The organism is Bifidobacterium crudilactis (genome assembly GCF_000738005.1).
Lineage (GTDB): Bacteria > Actinomycetota > Actinomycetes > Actinomycetales > Bifidobacteriaceae > Bombiscardovia > Bombiscardovia crudilactis.
On sequence record NZ_JHAL01000002.1, the window covers coordinates 208,328 to 220,932 of the forward strand.

The 12,605-nt window shown below is 59.0% G+C and carries 9 protein-coding genes and 1 tRNA gene; 5 read left to right on the forward strand and 5 right to left on the reverse strand.

All coding sequences use genetic code 11. From position 1 onward, the window contains the following. Positions 1-66: 66 nt before the first annotated feature. Positions 67-1,845, forward strand: coding sequence for a PspC domain-containing protein (locus DB51_RS03120; protein ID WP_084674529.1), 1,779 nt, complete (start codon positions 67-69; stop codon positions 1,843-1,845). Between the two features lie 77 nt (positions 1,846-1,922). Beyond that, complete coding sequence (locus tag DB51_RS03125) at positions 1,923-2,423, forward strand: hypothetical protein (RefSeq protein ID WP_034251671.1); 501 nt, start codon at positions 1,923-1,925, stop codon at positions 2,421-2,423. Between the two features lie 75 nt (positions 2,424-2,498). Here DB51_RS03125 and DB51_RS03130 read toward each other — a convergent pair whose 3' ends face one another. The 5 genes from DB51_RS03130 to DB51_RS03150 all read right to left on the reverse strand — a co-directional run bounded on the left by DB51_RS03130 (position 2,499) and on the right by DB51_RS03150 (position 8,711). Continuing rightward, complete coding sequence (locus DB51_RS03130; RefSeq protein WP_156958208.1) at positions 2,499-4,106, reverse strand: alpha/beta hydrolase family protein; 1,608 nt, start codon at positions 4,104-4,106, stop codon at positions 2,499-2,501. A 78-nt stretch (positions 4,107-4,184) separates the two neighbouring features. Beyond that, on the reverse strand, positions 4,185-4,883 hold the full coding sequence (locus DB51_RS03135; RefSeq protein ID WP_084674530.1) for a DUF4125 family protein: 699 nt from the start codon (positions 4,881-4,883) through the stop codon (positions 4,185-4,187). 164 nt (positions 4,884-5,047) lie between these two features. Next, complete coding sequence (locus DB51_RS03140; RefSeq protein ID WP_051867228.1) at positions 5,048-7,054, reverse strand: DUF4037 domain-containing protein; 2,007 nt, start codon at positions 7,052-7,054, stop codon at positions 5,048-5,050. A 108-nt stretch (positions 7,055-7,162) separates the two neighbouring features. Continuing rightward, positions 7,163-8,383, reverse strand: coding sequence for an MFS transporter (locus tag DB51_RS03145; RefSeq protein ID WP_051867229.1), 1,221 nt, complete (start codon positions 8,381-8,383; stop codon positions 7,163-7,165). Between the two features lie 254 nt (positions 8,384-8,637). Further along, a tRNA-Pro gene (locus DB51_RS03150) sits at positions 8,638-8,711 on the reverse strand. 274 nt (positions 8,712-8,985) lie between these two features. Here DB51_RS03150 and lysS point away from each other — a divergent pair. From lysS to DB51_RS03165, 3 genes are all read left to right on the forward strand, one after another. Further along, a complete protein-coding gene (gene lysS / locus DB51_RS03155) occupies positions 8,986-10,584 on the forward strand; it encodes a lysine--tRNA ligase (RefSeq protein WP_423773428.1) in 1,599 nt (532 codons plus the stop codon). 139 nt (positions 10,585-10,723) lie between these two features. After that, the gene (gene menA, locus DB51_RS03160) at positions 10,724-11,710 is read left to right on the forward strand and encodes a 1,4-dihydroxy-2-naphthoate octaprenyltransferase (protein ID WP_034251676.1); all 987 of its coding nucleotides are present in this window, start codon (positions 10,724-10,726) and stop codon (positions 11,708-11,710) included. A gap of 102 nt (positions 11,711-11,812) precedes the next feature. Further along, positions 11,813-12,559, forward strand: a complete 747-nt coding sequence (locus DB51_RS03165) for a phosphoglyceromutase (RefSeq protein WP_034251679.1) — start codon at positions 11,813-11,815, stop codon at positions 12,557-12,559. The last annotated feature ends 46 nt before the right edge of the window (positions 12,560-12,605 follow it).

A 12,605-nucleotide genomic window follows, 5' to 3' on the forward strand; every position in this document is an offset into this window, starting at 1 on the left:
AGAATCAGGGATAAATCAGGGTGTTCCCCGAGCCTGACAGCACTTCCGACTTGGTGTAATGGAAGCATGAACAATACACACATGAACACTCCGACTCCGCCCGATGCCGGGTCGCGGTTTTTCGCTTGGATTAGGGGAAGTGGTCTTGAACGTTCCGACCAGCGCTGGATGGCGGGTGTGAGCGGAGGCCTGGCAAAGAGACTCGGGTGGGATGTGGTGCTCGTGCGGGTTCTTCTGGTGGCCTCGGTGCTCTGCTTCGGCTTTGGGGCGGCGTTGTATGGACTGTTCTGGTTCCTGATACCGGACCCTCGTACGAATACCATCCTTCTCGAGGAATTGATTGAGGGCCGGTGGGACTGGAGCTGTGTGGGGGTGTTCCTGTGCCTCGGCCTGGCTCTGATTTTTCCCGGTGCGGGATTCTTCGTATTCGGATTGGCGTGCCTGGCGATATTCATGCTGATGACATGGAGCAGAAACAGGGCAGACTCCACGAATACCGGCGGTCCGACTTGGACGAACGGAAGCGGACATGGGGGTGCGCAGCCTGACGGTGCGCATTACGATGCCAACTCCCGTGCGATGAACTTTGGCGGCGCCGCAACCCCAGGAAACACTCCTGACTCTGGTAACGCGACCGGCTTCGGCAACGCGAGCAACACTGCTTTCGATGCCGGCTCCGGCAACGGGACGGCAGCGGGAACCAGCCACGGTGAAATGCCGTCTGACCAGTCCGCGCACTCCTCGACATCCTCTGGTACCGAAGCCTTCAACACTGCAACACCTAACGCCGCGCCCTCTTGGAGGTACCCCGGTACCGAACCCCTATACTCCGCGCCGAATGCACAGGGGACCCCTGCAGCGTCGAACGCGGCTTTTGCGCAAGCCGCCACCGCCAACCGCACGACCTACCAATACATGCCCAGAACGGTGTATGCACGTCGACGCCCAGCAGGAGCGATTATCGTGAGCGCCGTCGTAGGAACGATTCTTGTCGCTGCCGCCGTGGTGTTGCTGATTGCGTCTGCACGTCAGGTAAGCCTCATCGAAACCGTGAGGATGATGACGATATGGTCTTGTGCGAGTACGGTCCTCCTGGGCGTCGTACTGATACTGCTGGGCTGCGCAGGCAGGCGCGCGGGTGGGCTGATTCCCTTTGCCCTGCTGTCGCTGGTGGTCACCGTGACCTTGGCAGGCGTTTCGGGAAGCTATGCATATGTGAGTGTTGCATCCGCCCATAACACGAGCGGGTATGAGCGTGTATCCGTGACCGCCGACACCGCGCTGGGGTCCACGCCGAGCGAGATGAAACGCTATCAACAAGGCATCGTATTCGACGGCAGCGGCAGGGGAGAAGACTGGAATGACTGGAATGAATCCTTCCGTTGGTCCCGTGATTCTTCACGGAGTACGGCAGATTCCCGGAATCGTTCATGGAATCGCACGGATGCCGCAACCGACGGACACACCGCGACCATAGACCTGCGCAACTACGAGCGTGACAACGGTCGGCACTCCGTCGTCAAGAGCGACGGCACCAGCAGCGAATCCGCTTGCCCCACCGGGAGCATTCATATGAGCGTCATACAGACGAAGGTCAACGTGGTGCTGCCCAAAGAGTGCTCATACAGCATCAACGACAGCTCCGGCACCTCGGATGCGAGTACGCGAATCGGCGGAACCTTCGTCCGCATGGGTGATTCGGGAATGATGTCGCTGGACTATTGGGTGAACGTGGATGATGAGGGCGCGTCCGGAAGTTTGCCCGAGGGATTCGACCATGCGGAGCTCAGCATCGATGCGACCGCCATTGTTGATGGGCAGGTGACCGTTGGCTATGAGCATTAGTGCACAAGATGCCGATGCGCGCAGTGGCATCGACGAAGAGATGTTGCGGAATACACCACGGAGAGTAGGAAAGACCAATGGCTGACACGCATCAGGATGATTATCGGAACGCCTATCAGAACCAGGACACGGACAGGCAACACGCGAAGGACACGGATAGGCAGGAAGCGGACACCATCAGTTTGAGTACCATATCCGAGCCGGAAGCCGAAGATGTTGCTGCCGAACATGACGCCGCCGAGGAGGCTATTCCTATGGGAGGCGCGGCACCTGCTGCTCGCGTGCCCTTATACACCAAGCATCAAGTGACCGACGACAGCGAAATCGACGCGCGGGGGAATCGCATTCTGCGCAGGCAGGGGGCGAGCACGCCGACAATCGTGCTGGGCTCCATACTGGTCGTCGTGGGCATCGTCGCCGTCATGATTGCAGGGCAATATCCGCAGTCATTGTTCGCATCGGTGGGTTGGAATTGGCCGGTGGTTCTGGCCGTGGCGTTGGCGGCAGTGGGAGCCGTGCTGCTGCTTTCCTCCCTGTTCTGGACGATAAGCGCCATCATCAGAAGAATCGCGAGATAGCGGAACGTCGAGGCGCACTCGCAGGCTGCGGAGGCACGGTGCTCCAACTGCGATGCATCCCGGTGCCGTTCGGTGTTACAGCGTGTAAAGACCCCAGAAGGCGAGTGAGATCATGACCAGCACCGAAGCCACCAATCCAAGGAGCACGACCGCCAGATGACCCGAGCCATGTGCGATGCGGACATCTTGGCGAATTTGTGCTGAGGACCCGTTTCCATGGCCGATTCCAGCAATCATGGATGAGCATAGCCAGCCGAACAGCAGCACGAGGATGATGGCCGCCACGCGCAACATGGTCCACACGCCGCTGAATGCAACGCTCGCATGATGAAGGCTCAGAGCCTGCACTGCGGAAGAGCCCACATACCATAGCGTCGCCAACAGGCTCAGAGTCGACAGCGATACCAGCAGGGTCAGAGGTGCTGCGATGCCCTGGCCGAAACCGGGCAATCTTCCTGAACCTTCCTGCTGCGATCGTCGACCACGAGAGCGAATCCGCGAGTTGATGCCCACGCCTGCCGCACACAGCCCGCACAGGACGGATGCTCCCAGAGCCAGGCCGAGCAGTGTCAGCAGCACGCCGAGTGAAGATATTATTCCGGGGGACACTGAAGTTGGAGCGCTGTACCGCTGTGAGGGCTGAGCTCCTGCAATCATGGGAGTCGACCAATCCGATGCGGTGGCCCCCATCGTCACACTGTTGATCCAATCCTCGAGATTCCTGGTATACGAGGATTCCAACGGCAGTCCGGGGCGAGAGAGATGGCTGCCCGTCCTCATCTGATGATTCGCGGGATAGTACCGAACGGTGACGTTGCTGTTCCCTGCGGACGCCGTTTGTTTGAGGATGGTTTGCGCGCCTTGCTCGATGGGCATCGAGAGGTCTCCGGTGCCGTAATTCACCAGAACAGGCTGGGTGAGTTTGCTCAGATATGGCGTGGAATCGAAATTCGCGTATTCAAGGCCCAGTGCGCTGAAATCCATCGAAGTGAGTTTGGGCACATCGTTGATGAGGCTTCGAGGAGCGCCGCTGTCGGCAAAATAGGTGCTTGCCGCCATGGTCATCTGCTGTCGGCCCGAAACGACCGGAGCTGAAGTCAGGATGCTGAATGCGACATCCTTGCGGTTCGCGGTGATGATGCTGGAAATCCAAGTCCCTTCGGACTCCGCATACAGACCCGTCTTCTGCGCGTTCACCCCCGGCCAGTGTTTGAGTGTATCGAAAGACCTGCCGTAGTCTTCGGCCATCTGTGGATAGTCACGATGGAGCGTGGAATAGTTGTCAAGGCGTTTATCCGGCACCAAGGTCACGATTCCGGCGGATGCCATCGCGGAAGCCACATCGCCGTAGACTTCCGAGGAATCACCGGTTCCCGCGCCATGCAGGAAGAGACACGCCGGTCGTGCGCCTGAGGCTCCGATGGGCTCTCTGACGACGGCATGAATGCTGACGGCATCATTGAGCCGGATGGTGATTCGACTTTCCTTGGTCTGATAGCTGCCCTCGTGAGGGACCGTGAATCCGCTTGCCGCGATTCCGGTATCAGGTGATTGCACCGTGACATGCTCGGTATTCGCTGTGATTCCTGTTGGCGAGGTCATCAACGACCCGAGGACAACCAGCAGGAGGAGCATGACCAATGATGAACAGGCGGCGGAAATTAGTCGTTTCAAAGCAGACACCCGTTTACTCTACTCCAGGGCCATACAGGTCCATTCACCTCGATATCGTTGCTGGGCATGGCCGAAGGCGGTTGCCCATCAGCTGCTCGATTGCTGCTGAAAAGACCGTTCCGCCTCCTGCAGGGAGCTGAAACCCGTGATGCGCATGGTGTTGTCCACAATGGATTCCGTGAGGTTGCATCCGCGCTCCAGCAGACCTTGCATCATGGATTCGTAGAGATTCAGCGTGGCGTCACTGTAGGTGCCGAGTTCTCCCCGTAGGTAGGTTTCAAATGACGTCTGTTCGGCGCTGTCGTCCGTGGTGCGCAGCGTGCGCATGGAGGCTCCGAGAGCGGGGAAGCGTTGCATGAAATCCTGGGCCCAGCCGAGCTGTATGACGATGATGCGCTCCTGGCGGGTTCTGCGCTGAGCCGAGAGGCGAGGGAGATACGCCTCCACGCTTTGGTGGAATTCCTCGGGGGCGGTTGAAGCCATCATCCTGCCGTATTTTTCGGTCAGCAGGTTGCGCCCCTCGGTTTTGGCCTGTTCGAGGTCGCGGAGATAGCTGGAGAGCAAGTCGTAAGGCCATGCAAGGAACTGGCTGATCCTCATCTGATGGAATACGGTCCAATTGCTCTGGCAGCTTGCGGGTCCGCCTTCATTGTTGACCCGTTGGAACTGCGACCACTCCAGCCGCACCACGTGTTCGGCGAGATGCCGGAGCTTCTCCTGTGCGCTTGCCGGGGTTGTGGATGTCGTCTGCTCGGTGGAGCTTGCTGGTGTTGTTGCAGGAATCATGGTTCATGCGTCCTTTGCAAGGGATGTGATGGTGTCAAAGTCGATATCTGGTTCGAGACGGTGTGTGCGAGGGCATCCTGGACGTTCGCACTGCTTGTTTGCGAGGTCGGGCGTCGGAGGCGATTGTCGTGAAGTCAGATGTCGTGAAGTCGGATGTCGTGAAGTCATAGGCTGTGCAGACTCGATTCGGCACTGACGATGTGCTCTTCGACGTAGGGACGATGCCATTCGAGAAACGATTCTCTGCAGGAGCTCAATCCCTGTTCGCGTAATTCTGCAGCGATGTCGGCGCATATTCCTTCGATTACGGCTTCCACACGACTGACGGCGGTGCGAGAACCCGGGTCGCCCTCTGCTGCGCCATGGCCGCCGAAACATGCGGCAGAGGCCAGATGCAGCATTGTCTCCAGGTTTTCGCAAAGGCGGGGGAGCCGCGATGCCATCCTCGCGCTCAGGCGACGCAATGCGGCGAATGACCACTTGTAATACGGCAGATATCCTGCGCTCACCGGCGTATTGATAAGGAACACGAGAGATGAGACGGCCTTGGTGAATTCGTTGATGCTCAGGAATGCCGCAGCTCCGTCGCCTCGGGCAATCATGCGTGGAAAATTGTATTGCCCCGCCTGTGCAATCATGCCCAGACGTCGGGAAATCAGCGACAGCCTCACGTCTTCCGGCATCATTTTGAAACCCTGACGCGTGCGGGAGAACTCGCCGAAGGGGTCGGCGAACACGCTGCCGTTGGTCGCCGCTGCCAAGGTGGGTTCTTCCAACATCAGCCAGGCGGCGTGTTGGGACTGCGCCGGGGCTTGTGGGTATCCGGTTATCGTGGTGAAGAATTCGCCGATATCGAACACGCCGACTCTTCGCATGGCATCGCTGGCTCGCGGCGTGGATGCTCGCGTGCCGAAGCCCATGAATTCCTGTGGCAAAGAGCAGTAATCCTTTTGCAACGATTCCCCGATGCGCTGATAATCCTCATGGGTGAGCCACAGACAGAATCCCGGCCCGAAATCATGGTCCTGAGAGAGGTGGTCATCGAAGCCGTAGCATTCGGACCCGTGTCCAACCAGACCTGCGGCGATGCGTCCGCTGTATTCGGGATAACGGTCGTGTATCAGTGCTTTCCCGTAGCGCTCCCAGTATGCCCGCGACAGCTGCATTCCCGTGATGTGCTGCCGAGACGGAGTCGAAGTCTTGCTCGCTGTTGCTTGAGTCTTGGGAACCGGTGCTTCAGGTGATGCCGGGGTCGCCGACGACTCGGAGATCATGGCCGGTACGGGTGATGGAGAGGGGGCGTTCGTTCCTTGTGGCGCCCTCTCGGCGAGCAGGGAACGAGCCACCTTCAGATTCTGTGCCGTTGTCCGGAAATACTCGGTCTGCCGACCATAGTGCAATTCAATGACGTCGAGTGCGCGCTCATAGTTCTCAATCGCTTCCTGCACCTGCCCGCAGTGCAGCAGGGCCTGAGCGTATGCGGCCAGCGTCGCAGCGAAATGCGCCCTTCCCTCCAGATGCCCGTGACGATACATCGTCATCGCCTTGCGTGCCTGCTCCAACGCCTCCTGCTCATGGTCGGGGATGTTGAGCAGCAGCAGAGCGAGATTGGTGTGCGAGGACGCGATATCCACATCCTCGTCAGGATGCGTGCTGGCTTGTTCGAGTATGCTGAGCGCCAGACTCAGTTCCTCGCGAGCCTCGGCATATCGCTGTGTCGAGGAATACAACATGGACAGATTGTTGTGCAGTGCAGCCAAACGTCTGTCATCGTCGTCCAGGAGCGATGAAGAGGCCGACAGAGCCTGCCTGTAAAGGTGCTCGGACTGCGCGTAGTCTCCCGCAGCCCTCAGACTCGTCGCCGCATTGATAAGCGTGGTGAGCCACGATTCCGTGCCTTTGATGCCCATCCGGTCGCTTAGGGCCAAGGATTGCCGGACGATGTCGATATTGTCGTCGTGCCTGCCCTGCGAGCGAAGAAAACCCATGAGTTCGTTCAGCACCGTAAGGGAGGCGGCGTCATCGTGCGTTGCCTCGGCGCGGTGCAGAGCATCCAGCAGATACGGCTCAGCCTGCGTCGCAGCATGGTTGGCAGCAAATATGGCATCGAGACCTGCGAAGAAGCCGTCAATGTCGAAACCGGCATCATCGGCTCCATAGTGTTGATTCATCCCCGGCCCCCTTGCCCACGAATCAATCCCCCTGGATGTGCTTCCATACTCAGTGTAGGCGACAGGCTGCATGGATGCGCCGTGGGGCAACGGCACATCCTCGGCAGCTTAGACCTGTGTGATCTCAGGCGTGGAACCGATGGCTTCGGGGTGAACCTGGCGCAGGCGGTTGATTGCACCGGTGTGCGTTTCGTGCCTCCACGAATAGACGATGAGCAGCACTACTGCGAACACCGCGAACGGAACACCGGCCAGAGCAGGGAGGTGATAATCGCCGCCGTCGGCAAGCGCAATGCCTCCGACCAGAGAACCGACGGCATTACCCAGATTGAAAGCCACCTGAACCGCAGCTCCGCCAATGAGTTCGCCCCCGCCTTCTCCCGCCTCGACCATCAGAATCTGCTGCGGTGATGAAATGAAGAACAGGCCGAACGCCACCCAGAAAGTCAGGATTCCCGTGCTCACGGCTGAGCCCGGTATCAGGAACACCAGCAGCAGGCCGATGGCCGAAATGGATTGACCGAGCGCCGCGGTGCCCGCATGCCTCCAGTTGTCGGTCAGCATACCGCCGCTCAAACCCCCGACGACCATGCCGAACCCGGCCAACATCATCAGCGCGGGGACCACCGAAGCCGAGAAACCACCGATATGGATGAGCCAGGGCGAAACATAGCTCCACCAGCAGAAGATGCCGGTGTTGCCGACGAATACCGCACCCAGAATGAACCACGGTCCACGTCTGCGTAGAAAACGGAATTGCCCCGCGATGCCGGCATCGTTGATTGCCGCCACATCCGGTACCCACAACACCACGAGGAGCAGCGTCAGCAGAGCCCATATGCTCAGCGCGGCGAAGGTCATACGCCAGCTCATATGCTGAGCGAGGAGCGTACCTGCAGGCACCCCAATCATATTTGCCACGGTCTGACCCGTCACCATCATTGACACGGCTTTGGCCTCTTTGCCTGGGTCTGCGACGGACTTCGCAATCAAGGTGGCCGTACCGAAGAACGCTCCATGAGGCAACCCGGCAATGAATCGCGCGGCTATCAGCATCGGAGCGTTCAGCGAAAGAGCGGACAGCAGGTTGCCGATGATAATCAGCACGATGAATGCCAGAATAAGACGTTTAGGCGGGATTTTTCGTCCGAAGACCAGAATGACCGTACCCGCACAGACGCCGATAGCGTATGCGGATATGAAATGTCCCGCAGAGGGTATGCTCACGTGCATCGCCTCGGCCGCCTGGGGGAGTATCCCCATCATCACGAATTCCGCGGCACCGAGCGCGAAGGCGCCTGCGGCCAGTGCAAGTAAACTCTTCTTCATCGTCGCTCTCTCAAGCTCATCGTGACTTCCTTCTTGGCGTCACTGCGAACACGCTAAAAACAAGACCAAGGTATCACCAGGTTTATACCCGTCATGGCACGGTTTTGCGCCTGATTCGACGGCTCCGCCCATAACGCAAAAAACGGTTCCGCATAATCATGCGAAACCGTTCCCTGCATCCAGATGCACCATGTTGTTTGCGGCGTGCGCTCGATACTTCACGCACTGCGACAAAAGATCCACAGGATCATTTGTCGGGGTAGGGGGATTTGAACCCCCGGCCTCTTCGTCCCGAACGAAGCGCGCTACCAAGCTGCGCTATACCCCGGTACAACGTGTCAGATGTTACACCGACCCCGGACCAAACGCCAAACGAAGCGAATCACGGGGTTTCGCAAGATGGTGTCCGGGGCATCCGGCACCTGCTGCGCCGCGTCGCTCGAAGTCTTCAATACCTTCGGGCAGACTCGTCCCGACCCGCGTGTATTGGCTCCTGCGTACACTGTGGGCTTATGACCGAGTCGAATCAGCATGTATCGCCAAGCCAAGTCTCCGACCAGCAGGAGCAGAGCCAAAACCCCGAAGATTCCGCAGTACGAACGATGACCACGGTCGAGCGTGCCACATTGCTGCTCGACCAGGATGGTGCGATTCAGCAACGCGTGGAGCAGGGCGCTTCCCTTGATGAGGCGATAGACCCCAGCAACGCCCAATTTGGGTCGAACGCCCATCCGGAGCAGGTGCAGATGCGTGTGGCCAAGCGGGCCATGATGCTCAAGGAAGGACTGGAACCGTATCCTGTCCACTTGAACGTCACGACGACGATTGATGAGCTTCGTGCACGGTACGAGGGCACTTTGGAACCTGGTCAGGAAACCGAGGACGTGGTCGGCATAGCCGGACGAGTGCTGTTCCTGCGCAACGGCGGTGGGTTGTGCTTCGCCCAGCTGTCAGCCGGTGACGGGGTGCGCATTCAGGCGATGATATCGAAGCGTGAGGTAGGAGCCGATTCTCTCAAGCAGTTCAAACAGCTGGTTGACCTGGGAGACCACCTTTTTGTGCGGGGGCGTGTTATCGCCTCCAAAACCGGAGAGCTTTCCGTATTCGCCACGGATTGGGCGATTGCCGCAAAGGCGCTTCAGCCTCTGCCCGCCTTGCATAAGGAGCTGAACGAAGAGCAGCGTACGCGCAAGCCGTATATCGGCATGATCGCCGACGAGCATATACGCAATATGGTTCGTCGCCGTTCCGCCACGGTTGCCTCACTGCGCAACACCTTCGGCAGTCATGACTTCCTCGAGGTTGAGACCCCTATGCTGCAGACCGTCCACGGCGGAGCCGCGGCGCGACCGTTCACGACCCATATGAACGCCTTCGACATCGACCTGTTCCTGCGCATCGCTCCTGAGCTCTTCTTGAAACGGTGTCTCGTCGGTGGCATCGAACGCGTCTTCGAAATCAACCGCAACTTCCGCAACGAGGGCGTCGACGCCACGCACGCACCCGAGTTCACCATGCTGGAGGCCTATCAGGCATACGGCACGTATGACACGATTGCGGATTTGGTCAAGGAACTCATCCAGGGCGCGGCGAAGGACGCATTCGGCTCCACCAAGGTCACCTTGCTGGATGGCACCGAATACGACTTCGGCGGCGAATGGAAAACCATGACCATGTACGGCTCGCTTTCCGAGGCATTGGGTGAGGAAATCACACCCGAGACCAGCGTGGAGCATCTGCGCTCAATCGCCGACAAGCTCGGGCTTGAGCAGGAAGCTGCGGAGAACCACGGCAAGCTGGTCGAGCACCTGTGGGAGCACTTCTGGGAGGACAAGCTCTACGAGCCGACTTTCGTCCGTGATTTCCCCGTCGAAACCTCTCCCTTGGTGAAGTCTCACAGGAGCATTCCCGGCGTGGTAGAGAAATGGGATCTGTATGTTCGTGGATTCGAGCTTGCCACGGGCTATTCCGAGCTCAACGATCCCGTGGTCCAACGTCAGCGCTTCGTCGAGCAGGCGAAGATGGCGATGGCCGGTGATGTGGAGGCCATGGATATCGATGAGGACTTCCTCGAAGCGCTCGGTGTCGGCATGCCCCCGGCCGGAGGCATGGGCATGGGCATCGACCGCTTGCTCATCGCGCTGACGGGTGCGACGATACGAGAGACGATTACATTCCCTCTGGTCAAGCCACTGAACTAGCGGCCTTGTCGCCGGTGGTGACGCTAGCGGCGGGTTCGCTCATGTTCGGACACGGTCGTGTTCATGTACGTGGCCTCGGTAACACAGCCCTGACAACACATCTCTGACAACAGTGCGCTGACAACATAGACTGAGCAACATGAATTGGAAGCTGTGGATTAAGGGTCTCAGGCCCAAGACCCTGCCTGCCAGCGTCGTCCCCGTTCTGGTGGGTGCTGCCTCGGCATGGCGGGGATTGCGACAATCGACGGTGTGCCCTGATATCTACCCTGTTCCACGCTCATGCATCACCGCACTGAACATCTACCATGATGCGGTATCCCGTTTTGCAGCCGTACTGCTCGCCTGTGCGATGCTGGCCTTGTTTCTGCAGATAGCCGTGAATTTCGCCAACGATTATTCGGATGGCATCCGAGGGACCGACGCCTCAAGAAGTATCGATGAGGCGGAGGGCGGAAAACCCGAACGTTTGGTCGCATCTGGCGTCCGGCCCGTCAACGTGTTGGCTGCAGCCGGGGTCAACGCTGCGATCGCCTGCATATTCGGTATGGGCGTCGTCTTGCTTTCAGAGCAGTATCTCTTGCTGCCCGTAGGCGCGGCATGCCTCCTTGCCGCTTGGTTCTACACAGGTGGAAAGCATCCTTACGGCTATATGGGCTTGGGGGAGCTGTTCGTGTTCCTGTGCTTTGGTTGCGTGGCAACCTTGGGTACGCAGTACGCGTTGGCCGGGCGAGTCGACCTGTTCGGCGGCATCGGAGCACTGTGCACGGGACTGCTGTCATGCGTCATGCTGATGGTGAATAATCTGCGTGATGTGCAGGATGATGCGGCATCGGGGAAGCGGACTCTTGCCGTCCGGCTTGGTCGCCGCCGTGCCGAGATGCTGCTCTTTGCGGTGTTGGCGGTTCCTGCGATGATTCTGCTGATTGCCGGCCTTCTGGCACTGTATGCGAATGCGGCCCGCTTGTGGCCAGCAGCGCTTCTGTCCGTCTGGTGTCTGCGCTTCCTGTGGTCGGTGGCCGTTGCGGTACGTGAGCGGCGTTTCGCCGCCGCGTTGCCCCTGAGCAGCATGGCGTTGCTCACCTATGGTGCCGCGCATATCGCCGCGATGCTGCTGAGCGTGTGATCGGCCCGCCGTCCGTGGCTTTGAACAAAGCCGGTCACGGACGTCTCCGGAGGTGTCGGCATCGTCCGATTTCCGGTCAAAGTGTCCGCATAGAATGCGTGTATGACATACAAACTCATATTGCTCCGGCACGGCCAGAGCGCATGGAATAAAACCAATCAGTTCACCGGCTGGGTTGATGTCCCCCTGACCGAGCAAGGTGTCGAAGAAGCCAAGCACGGCGGCGACCTGCTCAAGGAAAAGAACGTCCTTCCGGACATCGTGTTCACCTCCTTGCTGCGTCGCGCCATCAACACGGCGAATCTTGCCCTCGACGAGGCAGACCGCCTGTGGATTCCGGTAAAGCGCAGTTGGCACCTCAATGAGCGCCACTATGGAGCTTTGCAGGGGAAGAACAAGGCAGAGATTCGTGAGAAGTACGGCGATGAGAAGTTCATGATCTGGCGCCGTTCCTACGGCACTCCGCCGCCTGAAATCGATCCGAATGACGAGTTCTCGCAGAACGGTGATCCCCGCTATGCGGGTGAGCCCGTACCCGAGACCGAGGCGCTCGCTAATGTCGTCGAACGCGTGACCCCGTATTGGGAGAACGAGATCATCCCCGAGCTCAAGGCCGGCAAAACCGTGCTTATCGCAGCTCACGGCAATTCTCTGCGTGCGATTGTGAAGATGCTTGACAACTTGAGCGAAGAGGAAATCTCCAAGGTCAACATTCCTACGGCCATACCGCTGCTGTACGAACTCGACGAGAACTTCAAGCCTGTCAAGCCCCGTGGCGAGTACCTTGACCCGGAAGCTGCCGCGGCCGGTGCCGCAGCGGTTGCGGCTCAAGGCCAGCAGAAGAAGTAGTCTGAGCCAAGAATCGAAGGATGCCGCGTTTCCCGGGCGTATGTGT